Consider the following 20,152-nt stretch of genomic DNA (forward strand, 5'->3'; position numbering starts at 1 on the left):
ATCGCCTCCAATACTAACCGTAAGACCTTGAAATAAAACTCTTTAGAGTGCCTCGCGCCCAGCGGTTCCCTCTGTATCTTTGGGGCTCTGTAAAAAATCCTGACATGCTTGTAACAGGCCGTACACAGAAACGCCATTTGAAATTGAACGGCCGCTTAGCGGGAGAGCAGAAAAACGAAAGTTTGGACGAATCGGTTAGCGCCTCATCACTCCGCTGTTTCGCTGGACGTGTAGTCATCCTTCTCGGACGCCATGATCTAGCCCTAGTTACCGAATCAGTAACTCTGCGGATATGCTGGGGATGCGTCGCACTTCACGTCGCTGCCGCAAAATGGCCGATTTTTCCAAAGGAACCGACCGTCCACGGAGATTTGGCGACTGGCGGCTTTTGGCCGATTGTGTTGAAAAAATCATCTAAACCAGCTTATCAGCTCGAATCCGCGCAGATTTGATTTTTTCATCATCGTAGATTCAATGGGTTACGCTCGTGCTGACGCTGAAGTGAGTAGGGTTTTTGCTGCCTGAAGTCCGCGCTCGAGATTGCCATTATCGGCGCCACCGGCGGGAACAGCTGCGGCTGTACTACTAGTTGCCGCGCAAGCCAAACAGGCATTTAAGCCAGCGTTTTGCCGTCGGGGTCAGGCCAGCCTTGAGACGTTGCTCGGCCAGGCGGGGGTTGATTTGCGCCAGGGTCGGGTAGATGTGTATGGTCCCGGCGAGATCGGATACCTTCAGATTCTTGCACATTGCCAAGACGTATTCATGGATCAATTCGCCCGCCTGGGCTCCGGCGACAGCCGCGCTCAAGACACGGCTGTTATTGCTATGGCACAAAGAGCGATTTTCGACAAATGCAGTCCGTAGGATGTGCCGACCATCGGGAAGCGCCCTTCGACTCGCTCAGGACAGGCCCTTCGACTGGGCTCAGGACAGGCATCGTTCGCGATCGATGGGCTGCGCAGGCTCAGCCCATCCCATACCAGCTATCATTGGCATGATTCCACTAAGCTGCCGGAGCAATTAAGCATTTTTCACTGCTATATAGCGGCGCGCCATGGGAAACTGCCCCGCACAAGTCAAAATACAGGCCGATATGACTCATAGAGCGTTTTTCATCCCGATGTACGGCTTCGTGTCGGGCGGGAAGAACGTAGATACCGTCTTAGAAATCACGATGCAAGCCCATGATTGGGATCGAACGGTCGGCCGGACTTAAGGACGCCGTAGGCCAGGACGAGGAGCTTGCGCATGGCGGCGCCGACGATGAGTTTGCCGTTCTTGCCTTGGGCTTTAAGGCGTTCGCAGAAGGCCCGGATCAGTGGGTTATGGCGCCAGGCGACGATGGCCGGCATATAAAGGGCCTTGCGGAGCAAGGCATCGCCGGTCTTGGACAGGCGGGTGTGGCCTTTCCACTTCCCGGACTGGTGCTCTTTGGGCGAGAGGCCCGCAAAGGCGGCGACGCTGCGCGCGTTTTCGAAGCGGTGAACGTCGCCCAGGGCGGCCAGCAGCACCGGGATGGTGGCGTCGCCCAAACCGGGAATGGTGTCGAGCAGGTCACGCCGTTGCCGGAGGTCCGGATCGTGGTCGATGTGCTCCCGGATGCGTTGTTGGGTAGCGGCGATCTCGGTGTCGAGGGTGGCGAGCACGGCTTCGATGGAGGGGCGTACGGTGGGGTCGGCCCCGTCCAGGCGGTTTTTTTCCATCTGCCGCATCTCGAGGAGGCTCTCGAGCCGACGCACTAAGGCTTGTAATGGGCGCACGGCCGGCGGAGGCGGCTGCCAGAGCAGCGGCCGTTGGCTGAGACAGAAGCGGGCGATGCGCTTGGCATCGCTTTTATCGGTCTTGGTGCGGCTCAGTTCGGCTTGGCCGAAGGCGTGGATTTGGGCGGGGTTGACCACGCTGACGGCGAGGACGTGGTCGACCAGGAACAGGGCCAAGCCCTCACCATAGCGGCCGGTGGCCTCCAGGCATACGTGGGGCGTCGGGAAGGCTTGCAGCCAGGCCAGGAACGCCCTAAACCCTTCGGGCGTGTTCTGGAAGACCTTGGTTTTGTACTTGCCGTGGCGGAGCGCGGCGGCGTCGAACTTGGCTTTGGCGATGTCGATCCCGATGGGGCTGAACGTCATAGGGTCTCCTTGGTCTGCGTTGACGATGGGGCAAAGTGCTGACCGATCGAAACCGCTCCTGCCGGGTTCAGCCTTATCCATCCAGGGTGTTGCCCAAGGCAGCCCTACGATACCGTTCGAACTCTATGGCGAGGAAGGGACGCTGGGGGACGATCTACGGCGCGGGCTTCAGGCCCAAGGTCGGCAACGTCTTGCCCAGCGTCTGGGTCCGATGATCAGTCGGAGATTCTGCCTCTTGTGGAATCCAGAATCGAGATATAAGGTCGGCAATCCCTTGCCGACTTATCGGCTCGGCAAAGGATTTTGTCGGAAGGGTCGCGACTAAAGCGACCGTTTGCGATTGGGAAGGGATTGCCGACCTACATATCGGGCTCTCTGACACCGAATCGGAAAATGTCTAGGCCGGAATAAGCCCTTCGGCTTCGCTCAGGACAGGCTCTGCGTTTCCGGCAAAGTCGTAGGTCAGCCATCCTTTGCCGGCAGTCGTGTCGGGAAAGAATTCCCGATTTACTGTACTGTTGGACGAAATGAAAACACGGTCGGAAGCGAACGCCATGAGCGTGGCATAAGCAAAATAATGAAAGCCTGACCCTTTCACTGCTGACCCTTTCACTGACCCTTTCACCCTCTTGTGATGACAAAAAGAGGCTGGGCAGATTGCACCGCCCAGCCTCTTTTTAATGATCGGAAAATGGTTACTCCTTATCTTGCGTCTCTTGGCTTCGTGCCATAGCTTTCCGTTTCTCTTTTCGCATAATTACTTCAAGCCAACTCTCCAGATCATTAACGCTTTCTATGCTGAGGTTGCGCGGCCATTTTATGACGGCTTGCCCCTCATCAAGATCAAATGTAAAAACGGCAAAATCCTCGCCGTTTCGAAGCGTAAGTGGTTGATTGCTCTCTTTTTGTGTAATCCGTGTTTCTTCACGCGTGATGCCGCTACCTGATTTATCGTGTTCTGTTTTGACCATTGATGCCTGTTCCTCCTGAACTGAATCGTTGTGGCCGTTAAGTTCTTCCTTAATAAACGCGACCGAGTCTAGAAAAGAAGCGCACGCTCGCTTTGCTGAGTCAGGCATTAACCCCTTCTTAACAAGGTAAGAGGTGACATTTACCTCACTTACCTGATCGCCAAAACGGTTCCTAAGTTCCTCAAATAATGAATCACTGACTAATGCTCGCTCTAGAGCTGCGGCACGGTCTGACTGATCTTGAACATCCTTATCAGCGATGATCGTAATTGCATCAGTAGTAATAACAAGGTCGTGGCCTCTTCCCTCAAGTAAGCCGTACTTTTTTAAAGCAGCGATCACCCTCTGGGAAGCTCCATTAAGACTTCCGTAACCAATGTGGTGAGCAACGGTCTCGGGCGACATGGGATTTCGATGCTCTTTATGAAAAAGAGCCTCGATCTTCGCTACTGCGTCTCTTAATCCGATTACTGGATAACGGTATCGACTCTGATGATTGCTCACTTTTACGCCCTCGCGCTTACTGTTACGCTAATATCGTAGGCTAATTAGCGTTGTCCATCAATCTGTGTGGGACGCTTATTTTGAAAAAATAAGCGCAATGGAATTGACAGGGACGGCGTTAACGTTAAAATCTCGTTATACCAACAAGGAGACTTCTAATGAGAAGAGCGTACAGCCCCTGTTGATGCCGCCCGGCAGGGGCTAGAGAAAGGCCCTGGCAGCATTCTCCGGCAAGAGTGGTAGCTGGCAGGGCCGTGGTGGTGCAGTTTGAGAAGGCGCGAGAGTTCTTTATTAACCCTTGCTGCTCGGGATGCATGTTAGCGGCATGCAAATCCTCCCGAGAAAAGGAGGTGATTTTATGAAGCAACTCGAACTCGACTTTCCAATCCCAGAAGGTTATAAAATTGCCTTTCGAGCTTGGATCACCGTAAAGGGTCGTCGTATCTATGCGAAAGCATATGGGCTTCGAGCTTTTCCCATTCTGGTTAAAGCGTAACCAGTAACTTAAGCGGACTCCCGCGTCTTCACCTTTTATTTTCTCGCAAAAGTTTTGTGCGAGCAACTTTGTGATGCTTTGCTTCAAGGAGAAATGAAACCAATGCATTCCTGAAATGAACAACGCACGTTAATTTTAGCAACAAAAAGAAGGTGTCAGGCTTTGGTTATTGTGCTAATACCCCATGGCCCGCGTGATCGTTTCCGACTACAAGTGATTTTGCTGGAGGACCGGGAAACCGTGCACAATTCTTTTTTCGATAGGACGCTCAAGCCATGAAGATCACGTACTTCCAGGATACGGACACCCTTTATATCGAGTTGAAGCCCGCCCAGGTTTCTGAAACGCGGGACTTGGACGAAAACACGCTGCTTGATTTAGACCAGCACGGGAATATTTGCGGGATTACGATCGAGCATGCAAAGGAGAGGGCGGATCTCCCGAGCTTTTCGTATGAGCAAGTCGCCGCTTGACTGCCTGTCCCTTTCACTTTCATGCGCCTTTCACTTGGGGGCTGAGGCTCGCCACGAACCGGGGCAGCCATTACGCTCCGGAGCTTCTCAGCGCGTAGCTTTCAATTGAATTCAGGTGTGGCAACCTCGAATCGGTGGGTTACGCGGAGCCTGTCCTGAGCCTGTCGAAGGGCCTGTCCCGAGCGGAGACTAGGGGCTAACCCGCCATCGATGGGTTTCGCTTCGCTCTACCCATCCTACGATTAATGTCCGCTTGAATGCCGAATGGAATTACAGCTGCCTCTCGTCCCGAATCCACGGGATGACCGGTTCGGGCTGATATGCGGCCAGGGCCTCCAGGAGCATTTCCGGGTCGGTATGGGCCAGCAGCCGCCTTCTGCTCTCGGGTTTCATGAAGCCCTCCGCGAGCGCCCGATCGCACAAGCTTAGGAGAGGTTCGTAGTAGCCTTCCGCATCGAGAAGTCCGATCGGCTTACGATGAAATCCAAGTTGGGCCCAGGTAAGGATTTCGAACAGCTCCTCGAAGGTTCCGAAACCTCCGGGCAGCGCGATGAAGCCATCCGCGATTTCTGCCATGCGGGCTTTGCGGGTGTGCATCGAATCTACCACTTCCAGCCGGGTAAGGCTGGTGTGTTCCACCATTCGTCCTGCCACCTCGCGGCCGATCAAAGCTTTCGGGATGATGCCGATCACCCGTCCTCCGGCCGCAAGGCAGGCACTCGACAGAATGCCCATGAGACCCACGGTCCCGCCGCCATACACCAGTTCCAAACCTTTTTCGGCCAGCAGCCGGCCCAAGGTTTCGGCAGCGATCCGGTATTCGGGGCGCTTGCCGGGGTTGGAACCGCAGAATACGCAAATGCTCTTCAAGTGATCACCTCGATGTCCAAAACAGTCGTGAAAACGGCCGTCAACGAGCAGCTGTCCGAGGCCAGGAGGCTATGGGATTCGGAACAATCTAACTTCCATATCCGCCGCCGCCGGGCGTCTCGATGACGAACGTGTCGCCCGCGTCCATGTCGGTTTCGGCCTGCGACCCGAGAATTTCCTGCTCTCCATTGGCGCGGATCACGAGGTTTCGTCCGCATGCGCCAGGGTTTCCGCCGTTGAGGCCGAACGGCGGCTGCAGGCGGCGGCTGGAGACGATTCCTGCGGTCATCGGTTGCAGAAACCGGATCTTTCGGATCACGCCGTCGCCGCCCTTATGCAAGCCCTCGCCGCCGCTGCCCCGGCGGATGGCGAAGGTTTCCAGCAGCACCGGAAGCCGCCACTCCAGTACTTCGGGATCGGTGATGCGGGAATTGGTCATATGGGTGTGCACGGCGTCCGCGCCGTCGAAACCGGCTCCGGCGCCGGCCCCGCCGCAGATGGTTTCGTAGTATTGGTAGCGCGTGTTGCCGAAGGTGAAGTTGTTCATCGTGCCCTGCGAAGCGGCCAGCACGCCCAGCGCGCCGTACAAGGCATCGACGATGTGCTGCGAGGTTTCCACGTTGCCCGCCGCGACCGCCGCGGGATAATGGGGGTTGAGCAGGGAGCCTTCGGGAATCCGGATTTCGAGCGGGCGCAGACAGCCGGCGTTCAGCGGAATATCGTCGTCCACCAGGGTGCGGAACACATACAGGACGGCCGCCTTGCACACGGCGGCAGGGGCGTTCAGATTGTCCGGCTGCTGCGGCGAGGTCCCGGTGAAATCGATGAAGGCCCGCCGGTTTTCGGAATCGACCCGGATCGCCACGCGGATGACCGCGCCCGAGTCCATCGTCACCGCGAATTCGCCGTCGGAAAGCCATGCGATGACCCGCCGCACCGCTTCTTCCGCGTTGTCCTGCACATGCCCCATGTAGCGCCGGACCGTCGCCAGCGAATAACGTTCGAGCATGCCACGCAGCGCCTGCATGCCTTTCACGTTGGCGGCGATCTGGGCGCGGAGATCCGCCAGATTCCGGTCGGGATCGCGGGCCGGATAAGGCTTTGCATTGAGCCAGTCGCGGATGGCCGATTCGCGTATGTGTCCGTTTTCGACGATCTTAAGACCCGGGCTCAGAACGCCTTCCTGATCGATGGACGTACTGCGGGGCGGCATCGAACCGGGCGTGATGCCGCCCACGTCGGCGTGATGACCGCGCGAGGCGAGATAGAAAAGGACCGATTCGCCCGTATCGTCGAACAAGGGCGTGATTACCGTAATGTCCGGTAGATGCGTACCGCCGTGATAGGGGGAATTGATGAGCCAGACGTCGCCCGGTCGCAGTTCGTCCCCGTGACCCGCGATCAGCGCCTTGACGCTCTCGTCCATGGAACCCAGATGTACCGGAATGTGCGGCGCATTGGCGACGAGTCCGCCGTTTCCGTCGAACAGCGCACAGGAGAAATCGAGGCGCTCCTTGATGTTCACCGAATGGGCGGTGTTTTGCAGCGTATAGCCCATGTCCTCGGCGACCGACATGAACAGCCGGTTGAAGATTTCGAGGCGCGCCGGATCGACCGGCTGCTCCGTTTCTTCTGCCTCCGACATGGAATTCGCACAGTCGCTTGCTTCACGAGCGCTGAGGATAAGATGGTTGCGGACGGTAATCTCGCCCTGCCAGCCGGGCTCGATGATCGTGGTCGAGTTCGGTTCGACCAGAATCGCGGGTCCTTGCAAGCGGACCCCCGGCTTCAGGTCCTCGCGCCGATAAACTGGCGCATCGTGATGGTTTCGGCCGGAATATATCCGGACCTTCGCGACCGGTTCCGGAGAAGCGTCGGGCTGTAACGGGTATTCCGGTTCTTCGATGGTTTCGTTCAAGCCGGACAGCTCCACGGTCGCGGTATCCACCTGCAAAGCCTTGTCGGGATAAACGAAGCCAAAGCGCTGGCGGTGCCGGTCCTCGAACTTCGCCCGCATCTCCGCCGAATCGCCGAACGGCACGGCGAACAGGGTGTCGGTACCCTCGTACCGGAGCATGGCCAGGCGAGCCGCGACGATCCGTTCCGGCGGGACCTCCTGGGCGGAGAGCTCCGCGCGTCCTTCGGTTTCCAGTGCGTCGAGCACCGTCCGCAACTCCGGGACGGCGGCATCGTTCAACAGAGCGACGACCGCCCGTTCCTTGATGACGCGGTAATCGGCCAAACCCATGCCGTAGGCGGACAAGACGCCAGCCAGAGGATGCAGAAAAATCTTGGCGATGCCGAGCCGTTCCGCGACCTTGCAGGCGTGCTGGCCGCCGGCCGCGCCGAAGCAGCACAGGACGTAATCGGCCAGATCGTGGCCGCGCTGCACAGAGATCTTCTTGATCGCGGCGGCCATGTTTTCCACCGCCACGTCGATGAAGCCTTCCGCCACTTCTTCGGGCGAGAGCGTTTGCCCGGAGCCGGACCGGACGGTTTCCGCCAGTTCCCGGAATTTGCGCCGCACGATTTCCGTATCCAGAGGCTGATCGCCGGTCGGTCCGAACACTTTCGGAAAGAATTCCGGGCGTATCTTTCCTACCATCACATTGGCGTCGGTCACGCACAGAGGTCCGCCGCGCCGGTAGCAGGCGGGGCCCGGATTGGCACCGGCCGAATCGGGGCCGGCCCGGAAGCGAAGTCCGTCGAAACGCAGGATCGAGCCGCCGCCCGCTGCGACGGTGTGAATATTGAGGATGGGCGCCCGCAGCCGGATGCCGGCGATCTCGGTTTCCTGGCTGCGTTCGAATTCGCCGGCGTAATGGGCCACGTCGGTGGATGTGCCGCCCATGTCGAAGGTGACGATCCGATCGAAGCCGGCGAGACGGGAGACCGCCACCGCGCCGACGATGCCGCCGGCGGGACCCGACAGAATGCTGTCCTTGCCCTGGAACCGGTGGGCATCCGCCAGTCCGCCGTTGGACTGCATGAAAAGCAACTTGAGCTTGTGATCTTGTTGCACTTCATGGGCTGGGCCGATGCCCAAGCCGGCGGCGACTTGATCGACATAACGGCGTAATACCGGCGACAGATAAGCATCCACCACCGTGATGTCGCCCCGCCCGATCAATTTCATGGCGGGACTCACGCGGTGGGAGAGGGAAATCTGGGTGTAGCCGATTGCCTTGGCCAGCTTTTCCAGTACGAGTTCGTGATCGGGCGTCCGCCAGGCGTGCATGAGCACGATGGCGATCGATCGGAAACCTTCCCGGTAGGCCCCGGTCAATTGTTGTTCCGCTTCGCCGAGATCCAGCGGCTCCAGCTCCGAGCCGCGGGAGTCGTGACGCCCGGTGATTTCGGCGACCTTTTGGTAAAGCGGTTCGGGGCGGCGGATATTCAGGGCGAAGATATCCGGCCGGTTCTGATAGCCGATGCGGAGGGCGTCGGCGAAGCCCCGCGTGATCGCCAGGACCGTCGGTTCGCCCTTCCTTTCCAGCAGCGCATTCGTCCCCACCGTGGTGCCCATCCGCACGGCCTGGATGTTGGCCTGTTTCAGGGTCGCATCGGGAGCCAGATCCAGAATGTCGCGGATGCCTTGCAGGGCGGCGTCGCGGTAGCGGTCCGGATTTTCCGAAAGGAGCTTGTGGGTCAACAGGAGGCCGTCCGACCGGCGGGCGACGATGTCGGTGAAGGTTCCGCCGCGATCGATCCAAAATTGCCAGGATTGCGAATGCATGATGCCGGTTATCTTGACAGCAAAAACCCTGTGGTGCCTTAATAATTGACTATTTTTCTAGGATATGTGAACCTGAATTCCCACGTATTTAGTGTGAATTTCCGGGAGTCATTCCGTGCGCTTAACGACGAAAGGCCGCTACGCCGTCACCGCCATGCTGGATCTGGCCTATCATAGCGAAAAAAGGCCGGTGACATTGACCGATATCGCCAAACGACAGCACATCTCGTTGTCCTACCTGGAGCAGTTGTTCGCGCGTTTGCGTCGGGCCGGAATGGTCGAAGGAGTGCGAGGGCCGGGCGGCGGCTATCAATTGAGCCGCGACGCCAGCCAGATCAATATCTCCGAAATCATTATCGCGGTCGACGAAACCATCGACTCGACGCGCTGCGGCGGCAAAGCCAACTGCCAGAACAATCAGCCCTGTCTCACCCATGATCTTTGGCTGGGATTGAGCGAGCAGATTCGCGACTATTTGGCCTCCATCAGCTTGCAAGACGTCTTGCAGCGCAAGAACGTGCGCCTGGTAGCAGAGCGTCAGGACAAGCAGGCGTCCGGCGTTCAGGGCATCGATATGCTGTTGCGTCGGGAAACGCATATTTAGCGTTCTGACGAAATGATCTACTTCGATCACAATGCGACCACCCCGCTGGATGAGCGGGTCTTGGATGCGATGGTGCCCTATCTGGGCGCCTTTTACGGCAATCCGTCGAGTCTTTACCGGATGGGGCGGGTCTGCCGCGGCGCGGTCGATACGGCCAGGGAGCAGGTCGCTGCCCTGGTGGGCGCGCATCCGTCCGAGGTCGTGTTTACCAGCGGCGGGACCGAAGCGAATAATTTGGCGCTAAAAGGCTTGGCCTTTTCTCGCGAGTCGGGCGTGATCGCTGCGGGCGCTACCGAGCATCCATCGGTTTCGGAGCCTTTGGAGTTCCTGAAGACCAGAGGCTGGCGGGTCGCAACCATTCCTGTGGACGGGAATGGTATGGCCGATGCGTCGTATATCGAATCTTTGCCGGCCGGCGAGCTTCGATTCGCCACCCTCATGATGGCCAACAACGAAACCGGCGTGATTCAGAATATCGCGTCCATCGCCAATTGGTTCCGCGAGCGCGGCATCGTTTTTCATTGTGACGCAGTGCAGGCGGCGGGCAAGATTCCGCTCGATTTCAAAGCCTCAGGCGCTCATCTGATGTCCCTTTCCGGGCACAAGATTTACGGTCCCAAAGGCGTGGGCGCGCTGATTCTCGACAAAACCGTCATGCTAGAACCCCTGCTGCATGGCGGCGGACAGGAGCAAGGCCTACGCGGCGGCACCGAAAACGTGGCGGCCATCGTCGGTTTCGGTAAAGCGGCGGAGTTGGCTTTGTCCGAATTGGAGGGACGACGCGCTCAGCTGCTCGGTCTGCGCAAACGGCTGGAGGTCGGTTTGGAGACGATTCCCGGAGCGATCTTGTTCGCCAAACATGCGGAGCGGCTGCCCAATACTTTGCAGTTCGGCATCGACGGTTACGACGGCGAAGCCCTGGTCATGAACCTCGATCGGCAGGGCATCGCGGTGTCCAGCGGTTCAGCTTGCGCCAGCGGCGCCGGCGAGCCGAGCCCCGTGCTCATCGCCATGGGCGTTGAGCCGGAAGTTGCCAAGAGCGCGATACGCGCAAGCTTCGGCAAGAGCAACACCGAGGCGGAAGTCGACCGTTTTCTGGAGGTCTTGAAAAACCTCGTGGGCATACCCACGTCTGAGAGCCGGGGAGCGATACCGGTGATGCCGGTCATTTAAAGATTATGCCCCGAGCGTTTATAAGCTTTTTGAATCAGCGATCCGACAGAGATTACGTATTATGTCCATTACCTTAACTGAAAAAGCGGCGGAGCAAATCGCCAAGCAATTGCAAAAACGCGGCAAAGGGGTAGGGCTTCGTCTGAGCGTGAAAAAGTCCGGCTGCACCGGTTTCGCCTATGTAGTCGATTACGCCGATGCGGTGGAGCAGGGCGATGCCGTATTCGAACAGCACGGCGTGAAAGTCGTCGTGAGAGACAGCGATCTGGCTTATCTCTCGGGCGTTCAGGTGGATTATCGCCGGGAAGGAATCAACGAAGCGTTTCGATTCGACAATCCCAATGTCAAGGCGACCTGCGGCTGCGGGGAAAGTTTCGCCGTCTAAGATTCTCTCTTCAATCGGAAGAGCCGATACATCGGCACCCCGGTGATCTCGTGAGGCTCGCCGTTTACCGCCTGCTCTTGGCCGGCCGCGCCTTGGCAGTGCAATGCTGGAGCCTATCTCAGTAGGCCGTTCGCCCTGAGCGTGTCGAAGGGATTTGTGACCTACTGGGGTAGGCTCCTAGTCGGCGAGCCGCGTCCTTTTCCTTGTCGCAACTAGCGAGCAAGATTCTGCCACACCGACAAATCCGCTCATCCGGAAGACTTGCCTGTCCCGGCCGACCTTCGCGCTAAGTACATTCCGCAAGTATTTGCGGAATGTACTTAGTCGACCTACCGTATCGTTCGGCTTTCGTGCGGGGATGTTTCATCGGAAGCTACAAGAACGGTCGGACTCACGCATCTTCTACTCCGACGAATTCTGCCGTTCAGCTCGGCACCGGACATCGGTGATCGGGGACGTGTTTTCGTTTTTGCGACGTTGGTTACAAACCGACTCCCGAATCGCTGCTTAACTTCAGCGGCGAAGCCAGCGCCGGACGTTTCAGCGGCGACGGTAAAACACGTTTTCGGGAGATCTACGATGGAAAAACGATGGGGGGCAGGGAGACGATTCTGTGCCCTGGTTGGGAACACCACGGGAACATCGCGCATGCTCGTTTGCGCGCTGCTGGTTCTGAATCTTCTTGCGGCCGGCGCGGCCGACGCCTGCTCGCTCAGCTTCACGGCGCCGGCTCGCGGCAGCACGGTGGTGACGGCCCAGGTCGGTGTCGCCGGTACCGGCTCCGGGACCGCCAATCAGGGGGATGTCGGCCAGGTCACGGCCACCCTGAATGGCGTCCCGTTTTTCCAGCAGTCCGGCACCTTCACGACCCTCATCAACTTCCTCGGGTCCGGCGCCGCCTCGGTGACGCTCCAGCCTGGCCCCAACGTTTTCGAAGTCCACGGCAGCGTGAACGGCTGCAGCGCCTCGGACAGCATGGTGGTCTACTACGCCCCACCCCCGCCGCCGGCCCAAAAGAACGCGGGACAACCGCAGGCCTGCAACGGCACCAATCCCGTCAACGGTGCCACCGGCAACAAATTCCAGGCGGAATCCGACTATACCGGAACTGGTCGGCTGCCGCTGGAATTCAGGCGCTATTACAACAGCGCCTACCCGGAACATCGGACCCTGGGGTTACGCTGGCGCCACAGTTACGATCGCCAGTTGGCGTTGACCGCGAACGACATTTATGTCGTGCGTCCTGACGGCCGCGCCTATCGCTTTGCCAAGGTCGGCAGCGAATGGCGGCCCGACGCCGATGTCACCGATACCCTTGCCCCGCTCAGCGAGGCCGGCACGATCACGGGCTGGCGCTATTCCTTCGGCGAGGACGAGACTTCGGAATACTACGATGTCACCGGCCGATTGACCGCGATCGTCAGCCGAGAAGGGCTGGCCCAGGATTTGGCCTACGACGGCCTGGGGCGGCTTTACCATGTGACCGATCGCCTCTCGGGCCGCCAATTGCTGTTGGCGTATGACGCCCAAAATCGGCTGAGCACCGTGACCGACCCGGCCGGCAACGTCTACACCTATCAGTATGATGTGCTCGGACGCCTCGGTACGGTTCTGTATCCGGACAGCACCCCCGAGACCCTGTCGGACAACCCGAAGCGGTTGTACACCTACGAAGATATCCGGTTCCCCTATGCCTTGACCGGGATTATCGACGAAAACGGCGAACGTTTCGCGACCTTCGCCTACGACGAACAAGGCCGCGGTATCCTCACCGAACACGCCGGCGGCGCGGATAGAATGACCCTGACCTATCAGGCCGACGGCTCCAGCACCGTGACCGATCCGCTCGGAACAGCCCGGACCTACGGGTTCCAAACCATTCTGAACGTCGCCCGCAGCACCGGTGTGACCCAGCCTTGCGGCAGCGGCTGCGGTCAGCAAGCCAGTTCGGCCAGCTATGACGCCAACGGCAACGTCGTCAGCCGCACCGACTTCAAGGGAGTCACTACCACTTATCAATACGATCTCGCCCGCAACCTCGAGACCAGCCGCACCGAAGCCGTGGGGACGCCCGAAGCCCGGACGATCACCACCGAGTGGCACCCGGCTTTCCGGCTGCCGACCCGGATCACCGAGCCGGGGCGGACCACGACTTTCGCCTACGATGCCCACGGCAACCGCCTCACCAAGACCATTACCGCGGGCGGCCAAAGCCGCACCTGGACCTACACTTATAACGACTTCGGTCAAGTCACCAGCGTCGACGGTCCCCGCACCGATGTCGGCGACGTGACGACCTTGACCTACGATGTTCAGGGCAACCTGACTTCGGTCACCAATGCCCTGGGGCACGTCACCACCTACGGCGCCTACGACGCCCACGGCCGGGTCGGTCGCATCACCGATCCCAACGGGCTCATCATCGATCTGGCCTACGACGTTCGAGGCCGGCTGATCAACCGCGCCGTGGGCGGCAAGAGCACGACGTTCGAGTATGACGGCGTCGGCCAGTTGACCAAAGTCACGCCGCCTAACGGCGCGTTTCTTGAGTACACCTACGACGCCGCCCACCGGCGGACCGATATCACCGACGCCTTAGGCAATAACATCCACACCACCTACGACCTCTCCGGCAACAAGACGAAAGAAGAGGTATTCGATCCGTCCAACACCCTGGTCCGGCAACACCAGTGGGTCTACGATACCCTCTCGCAGCTTACTCAATCCATCGGCGCCGCCGGTCAGACCACCACCTACGCCTATGACGCCAACGGCAACCGGACCAGCGTCACCGACCCCCTCAACCGGGTGACTCACTACACCTACGATGCCTTGAACCGCCGGGTCTCAGAGACTGACCCCTTAGCCGGCAGCACCGGGTACAGCTACGATGCCTTGGATCATCTTCTCGCGGTCACCGATCCCTCGAATCTCACCACCACCTACACCTATGACGGCTTTGGCGATCTCCTCCAGGAAGCGAGCCCCAACACCGGCACAGTTCTCTATAGCTACGACAGCGCCGGCAACCGGCTCACCCGACAAGATGCCACCGGTGCCACGGCGATCTCCAGCTACGATGCCCTCAACCGGCTCTTGGGCATCGACTATCCCGGTACGGTCTCGGATGTAAGCTATAGCTATGACCAGGGACCCCATGGGCTAGGCCGGTTGACCGGCCTGACCGACGGCGCTGGCGATACCGCCTACCAGTACGACGTTCGTGGCCGGCTGACGACCCAAACCGTAACGATCGATGGACTGTCGTATACCACCCGTTACGGCTACGACGACGCGGACCGTTTGGTGAGCCTGACCTACCCGTCTGGGCGGGTGATCGGTTATCCGCGGGACAACACGGGACGGATCACGGAGGTCCGGAGTACCAGTCAGGGGCAGACCGAGGTGGTAGCGACCGGCCTCAGCTATCGGCCGTTTGGTCCTCTGGCGGAGCTCACCTTCGGCAACGGTTTGATCCTGACGCGCAGCTTCGATGCCGACGGGCGCCTGACCGAGCAAACCGTGGGTACGGTGCAGCATCACGCTTACGCGTTGGACGAAGCAGACAATATCGTCGGTATCACGGACTGGCTGGACATGGGCCGCAACCAGAATTTTACCTACGATGCCCTGGACCGACTGATCGGCGCCAATGGGCGCTACGGCAGTCGCGGTTGGAGTTACGACGAGGTCGGCAACCGCCTCCTCGAAACCCGCAGCGCGGGTCAGACGGCATACCGCTATGCCCTGGATACTCATCGGCTGCTCGCGGCCGAGGGGCTGGACAACCGCAGCTTTGCTTATGACGAAGCCGGTCGCATGGTCGGCGCGGGCAGCTACCAATTCGGCTATCGTGAGGACGGCCGACTCACAACGGTCAACCAGGAGAGCCTGCCCCGGGCCGCCTACCGATACAATGGTTTGGGACAGCGCGTACAAAAAACCACCTTCCAGACTACGGGCTACCACTACGATGCGGCCGGGCACCTCATTGCCGAAAGCGGCGAAGCAGGCCAGCCCCTGCGGGAATTTGTCTATCTCGACGATCTGCCGCTGGCCTTCATCCGCTCTCCCGAGGGTCGCGAGCAGGACTTCAACCGCGACGGGGTCATCGACCGGAGCGATGTGGACATCCTACTTCAAGCCCGCAACCAGCCGGTTGGCCCCGGCGACCCCCGCGACCTCGACCGCGACCATTGGATTACCGTCCTCGACGCGCGCCGGCTGGTCTTGCGTTGCGATTACCCGACCTGTGTCGGCGGCGCCCCACCACAAAGCGAACCCGCCGTCTATTTCGTTCAGGCCGACCACCTTGCTGCGCCGAGGCTTCTGACCGATCAAAATCAGACCGTAGCCTGGTTTTGGGACTCCGATCCTTTCGGGGGCGGTCGCCCCGAGGAAGACCCGGATGGCGATCAACAGCCCCTCACACTCAACCTGCGCTTCCCGGGCCAGTACTACGACGGCGAGTCGGGGCTACACTACAACTACTTCCGCGATTACGATCCGAGCCTCGGGCGGTATCTGGAGAGCGATCCGATCGGGCTCGTGGGTGGTCTAAATACCTATGCCTATGTCGGGAATAATCCGGTCAATTGGATTGATCCATTTGGATTAGAAGCCGGTGTAACGATCTGGCAGCCGGTTGGATGGGGCAGCTCGTCGTTCGGTCATGCATCTGCCGATGTTAACGGCACCACTTATTCTTTTGGTCCGAGCGGGATGACCAATCTTCCTACATCCGAGTATGTAGACAAAAATGGTTTTCGAGATGGCACGCGAGTAAATTTAAAGTTGCCGCCTGAGAAGGAGGCAGTATTTGAGGCGTGCCTTCGGAGATCGCAAGGTGGATATAATGCGCTAACCAATAACTGTGCATCCCCTGTGCAGCGATGTCTTCGAGAAGCGGGGTTAAATGACTTTTTTAAACATGGAGAAACAACTTTGGGCATAAATGGAAACCACGTCTTACCAGTAGATCTTGGTAATGGATTACTTTCTTCCGAAGCGGCCAATGGAACGACGAATTATCCTGCTACTCGATCAAGCGATGGGACTAGTGCTCCATGGGCAAGGTGATGATAAAGCTCATGACAAAAATTGTTGGCGTGGTTTTTATATTTCTACTCATATATCTTATTTCTCGTGCATCTTCCAGTTATAGGCACGGATACTCGTGGCGAGAAATGGACTGGAATCAAGACGGGACAACCTCAATTGCCGAGGTCATATATGGTAGTGATATTGGTAAGCGCGAGGTTATTAGAAATCAGAAAGCTTGCGTCGAATACTATGCTTACAAAGATGGCCTACCCATAAAGACAGTTTGCCCTCAATAAGCTGGATAAGCAAAGCTCGCGTAGGATGCGGTGACGCAGGAACCGCATCGTTCGAGTTTGTGATCGATGCGCCTCCTTCGTCGGCACATCCTACGCGGGCTGAAAAATTGGCAAACATCCCATCCCCATCTTTTCCGTAAAAAGGTTTATAAACAGCCGGGACTTGATACCTACCGCGCTGGTTTTGGGACTCCGACCCGTTCGGTGTCGGTCGCCCCGAGGAAGACCCGGATGGCGATCAACAGCCCCTCACACTCAACCTGCGCTTCCCGGGCCAGTACTACGACGGCGAGTCGGGGCTGCATTACAACGTCTTCCGCGATTACGATCCGAGCCTCGGGCGGTATCTGGAGAGCGATCCGATCGGGCTCGTGGGTGGTCTAAATACCTATGCCTATGTGGGGAATAACCCGCTGAATTACATCGATCCATTTGGGCTGGAACCCTACGCAGAGTATCCGAGTGCTCAAGCTGCTGGGGAGCAGGCCGTTAGGGATATTAATCCGCAATCAATTAAGGATGGCGTCGAATATGCCGGTAGGCTGTGTACTTATGCAAATGGAAGCTGTTTTTATACACCTCCCAATAAGGGTGGAAAAGATTGGTCATATGATGGGGTATGTCCCACTGGTACCAAAGCTGCCGGAAACTATCATACCCATGGCAGTTACGATAAAAGATATGACAACGAGAACTTCTCAGAGGATGACAAGAGAAATCTTGACAAAGATAATCTTCCAGGATTACTCGGCACTCCTCAAGGACAGATAAAAATGTATACACCGTTACCAAATAGCCCACTTCACGGCACCGTCCAAACAGTTGGGAGCGGAGCCAAATGAGTCAGCGGATAAGTCGTGTCTTTTTTATATTTTTTTTAATGGTAGCTGAAAGCTATAGCGTTATGGCGCAGGAACACTCCTATGTTCCTGATGAAGGTTTTATTCCCGACGAGATGACGGCCGTAGTCGTGGCGGAGGCGATTTTAAAACCGATATATGGTGTGGAAAATATTGATAGACAAAAACCTCTAAAAGCGGTCCTTAATAATACCGTTTGGGTAATAAAAGGAACGTTACCAGAAGGACTAATGGGTGGAGTGGCCATGATAGAAATATCAAAAAGAGATGCAAAAGTTATCCGAGTTAGTCACGGTAAATAATCTGCTCATTTAGCTCGCGTAGGGCGGAATAGGGTACTCCCGTATTCCGCCGCATGAATTCGGCCTTTATTCGGCGCAATACGCGAGTACGCTATTGCGCCCTACCGCGCTTTGGGCAGACCTAACGACTAAAGGGCAATGGGCTAATCATGTTAGGGATTATAGCGCTGATTATGGCCTTGGAATTCCTCTGTTATATGAGCGTGGTAAGGGCTTGACCAATGTCAATAGACTTTACAGTGGTGCAGGTGTCATAAAATCGTTCAAATAACCACCCCTTATAAAGCAATGGCGGTAAAGAAAGGTTTATTTTTTATAGTCCTGGGCCTAAAAACACGATATGGCCCGTGGTGGCTCGGCAGAAAGAAACTTTTCTATTATTTACCGCCATCGCTTGCCCAGCTAAAGGCGTTAGCCAAAGCGCGTAACGATATTGCTCTCAAGGAAAGTGACACAGGCAGCAGGGCGGAGAAAGATACTTTAGGGAACCTCTGAATAAAGCCCACATTGGTCCAGTAGAATCCGGCTTGTCTGAAAAAACCCATGCAAGCATGCCATTCCTCCGAGTTTTCCACGGTTTTCTCCGGTCCGTCCGGCCGGATTCGCCCGGTTGGGCGAACCGCGGGCAGACTTCGCCCGTCAACTCATCAACGCGTGCCTCTTCAAATACAGATTGGTCAGCCCAATCAGCGTGAAGACTTGGGCGGCGTTCTTCGCGATTCCCCGATAACGCGTCTTGATGTAGCCAAACTGGCACTTCACCACCCGGAAGATGTGCTCCACCCGGCTGCGGACCGAAGCCAGCTTGCGGTTCCGCCGTTTCTGTCCGCTTGTCAGCGTGCGTTTGGGACGCGCCTTCAGCGCCACGCCCCAAAACACGCCGGCTTTGCGGGCCGCTCGCTTGAAGGTGTTGTTGACATAGCCGGCATCACCCAACACCGCCCGGTCGTCTTCCCGCAGCAGGTTCGGCAACTGGCTGAGATCCGACACGTTCGCCGGCGTCACCGACACGGTGTGCACCAAGCCGCTGTTCACGTCCGCCCCCACATGGACTTTCATGCCGAAAAACCACTGGTTCCCTTTCTTGGTTTGCCGCATCTCCGGGTCCCGAGCTTTCCCTTTGTTCTTCGTCGAAGGCGCCGCATGAATGATCGTGGCGTCCACCATCGTGCCGCCTTTGAGCAAAAGACCTTTTTGTTCCAACACATCATTGATGGTGTTCATCAACTGGGCGGTCAACTCGTGCCGCTCCAGCAAGCGACGGAAGTTGAGGATGGTCGTTTCATCCGGCAGCGCGTCTTCCACGAGTTCCAACCCGGCGAACCGCCGCATCGACTCAATCTCGTACAAGGCGTCTTCCAGGCCCGGATCGGACAGCGCATACCACTGCTGCAGAAAGTAGATCCGCAACATCGCTTCCAGTGGCATGGGCTGACGACCCCGGCGTCCGGCTTTGGGGTAATGCGGCTCAATGACCGCCAACAGCGCCTCCCAGGGCATCACCTGGTCCATCTCGGCCAGAAATTTCTCTCGGCGAGTCTGTTTCTTCTTGGCGTCAAACGCCAACGAGGCAAAGCTGATTTGTTTCATCGCGTCACCACTCCAGTCGAATGGCGAAAAGCTTAACATGGCGATTTATTCAGAGGTTCCTTAGTATTTGACCCTATGGGGGATATTCCAGGAAAACTATTTTTATCAAAAAGTCATTTGATGACAAAGAATTCCGACGAGAAGACTTTAAAATGGATGATTGAAATTGCCACGCAACTCGGCGGACGCGTTAAAGATAACCGAAATAGGACTTATCGCTCCTGCGAGCGAAGGGGTCAGACTTTGGTTATTTGCTTTTAATTTTGAATCAGTCCACCTCCCTGCGGGAAGCAGCGACGCGTATCGCGCCGGGGGGCGTCGGTGAATCTCTGAAAGCGGGTTATGCTCTGCTAACCCACCCGCGCCGTTGATACTCCGTTGGCGCGGTCATGGAAGTCAAACAACGAAAGCCTGCGCCCTTCTCCTGTCGATTTGGGAATGATAATGATAAGTTTCCAGGGTGGCCGGAGTTCTGGCCCGGCGAGTTGAGTCTTCAACTTCGGGTGGATTATCGCCGGGAGGGGATCAACGGAGCGTTTCGCTTCGACAATCCCGACGTCAAGGCGACCTGCGGTTGCGGGGAAGGTTTCGCGGTCTAAAGGCCGGCTTCAATCTGCCGTGCGACGCCATGATGCTGCTCATGGCGTTTGAAAACGGGTTCAAGGGCCGGTATTTCTTATCATCGGCTCAATTTTCCAGTAAAATCCCAATGTTTTATCTGCC

Annotated in this window: 13 protein-coding genes and 1 pseudogene; 8 read left to right on the forward strand and 6 right to left on the reverse strand. The window is 57.5% G+C overall.

Features of this window, described 5'->3' with window-relative positions:
* Positions 1 to 585 precede the first annotated feature (585 nt).
* From ACR2R1_RS16680 to ACR2R1_RS16690, 3 genes are all read right to left on the reverse strand, one after another.
* Entirely contained in the window at positions 586 to 834 is a 249-nt protein-coding gene (locus ACR2R1_RS16680) for a hypothetical protein (protein ID WP_156881065.1), read from the reverse strand.
* Positions 835 to 1,169: 335 nt separating this feature from the next.
* Complete coding sequence (locus ACR2R1_RS16685; protein ID WP_434110266.1) at positions 1,170 to 2,126, reverse strand: IS110 family transposase; 957 nt, start codon at positions 2,124 to 2,126, stop codon at positions 1,170 to 1,172.
* A gap of 695 nt (positions 2,127 to 2,821) precedes the next feature.
* Complete coding sequence (locus ACR2R1_RS16690; RefSeq protein WP_434111011.1) at positions 2,822 to 3,601, reverse strand: hypothetical protein; 780 nt, start codon at positions 3,599 to 3,601, stop codon at positions 2,822 to 2,824.
* A gap of 358 nt (positions 3,602 to 3,959) precedes the next feature.
* Here ACR2R1_RS16690 and ACR2R1_RS16695 point away from each other — a divergent pair, with 358 nt between their 5' ends.
* Positions 3,960 to 4,097, forward strand: coding sequence for a hypothetical protein (locus ACR2R1_RS16695; RefSeq protein WP_434111013.1), 138 nt, complete (start codon positions 3,960 to 3,962; stop codon positions 4,095 to 4,097).
* A 275-nt stretch (positions 4,098 to 4,372) separates the two neighbouring features.
* Positions 4,373 to 4,570, forward strand: a complete 198-nt coding sequence (locus ACR2R1_RS16700) for a DUF2283 domain-containing protein (RefSeq protein WP_086133842.1) — start codon at positions 4,373 to 4,375, stop codon at positions 4,568 to 4,570.
* 270 nt (positions 4,571 to 4,840) lie between these two features.
* Here the strand turns inward: ACR2R1_RS16700 and ACR2R1_RS16705 are convergent, their stop codons facing one another.
* A complete protein-coding gene (locus tag ACR2R1_RS16705; RefSeq protein ID WP_077731525.1) occupies positions 4,841 to 5,440 on the reverse strand; it encodes a TIGR00730 family Rossman fold protein in 600 nt (199 codons plus the stop codon).
* 88 nt (positions 5,441 to 5,528) lie between these two features.
* Complete coding sequence (locus tag ACR2R1_RS16710) at positions 5,529 to 9,176, reverse strand: hydantoinase B/oxoprolinase family protein (protein WP_434111015.1); 3,648 nt, start codon at positions 9,174 to 9,176, stop codon at positions 5,529 to 5,531.
* A gap of 115 nt (positions 9,177 to 9,291) precedes the next feature.
* Between ACR2R1_RS16710 and iscR the strand changes: the two genes are divergently transcribed.
* The 6 genes and pseudogenes from iscR to ACR2R1_RS16740 all read left to right on the forward strand — a co-directional run bounded on the left by iscR (position 9,292) and on the right by ACR2R1_RS16740 (position 17,839).
* Positions 9,292 to 9,780: a Fe-S cluster assembly transcriptional regulator IscR gene (gene iscR / locus ACR2R1_RS16715; protein WP_077731523.1), complete on the forward strand. Its 489-nt coding sequence runs from the start codon at positions 9,292 to 9,294 to the stop codon at positions 9,778 to 9,780.
* Positions 9,781 to 9,792: 12 nt separating this feature from the next.
* Positions 9,793 to 10,953, forward strand: coding sequence for a cysteine desulfurase family protein (locus ACR2R1_RS16720; RefSeq protein WP_086133839.1), 1,161 nt, complete (start codon positions 9,793 to 9,795; stop codon positions 10,951 to 10,953).
* Positions 10,954 to 11,014: 61 nt separating this feature from the next.
* On the forward strand, positions 11,015 to 11,338 hold the full coding sequence (locus tag ACR2R1_RS16725) for a HesB/IscA family protein (protein WP_077731521.1): 324 nt from the start codon (positions 11,015 to 11,017) through the stop codon (positions 11,336 to 11,338).
* 579 nt (positions 11,339 to 11,917) lie between these two features.
* Positions 11,918 to 16,417, forward strand: coding sequence for an RHS repeat-associated core domain-containing protein (locus ACR2R1_RS16730; protein WP_434111018.1), 4,500 nt, complete (start codon positions 11,918 to 11,920; stop codon positions 16,415 to 16,417).
* Positions 16,418 to 16,886: 469 nt separating this feature from the next.
* Positions 16,887 to 17,519, forward strand: a pseudogene (locus ACR2R1_RS16735) (RHS repeat-associated core domain-containing protein); the annotation flags it as partial.
* On the forward strand, positions 17,516 to 17,839 hold the full coding sequence (locus ACR2R1_RS16740) for a YbbC/YhhH family protein (RefSeq protein WP_086133836.1): 324 nt from the start codon (positions 17,516 to 17,518) through the stop codon (positions 17,837 to 17,839). The pseudogene ACR2R1_RS16735 and the gene ACR2R1_RS16740, both read left to right, overlap by 4 nt.
* Positions 17,840 to 18,478: 639 nt before the next feature.
* Here ACR2R1_RS16740 and ACR2R1_RS16745 read toward each other — a convergent pair.
* A complete protein-coding gene (locus ACR2R1_RS16745) occupies positions 18,479 to 19,429 on the reverse strand; it encodes an IS5 family transposase (RefSeq protein ID WP_434111020.1) in 951 nt (316 codons plus the stop codon).
* Positions 19,430 to 20,152 lie beyond the last annotated feature (723 nt).

The organism is Methylocaldum sp. GT1TLB (assembly GCF_051027445.1).
Taxonomy (GTDB): Bacteria; Pseudomonadota; Gammaproteobacteria; order Methylococcales; family Methylococcaceae; genus Methylocaldum.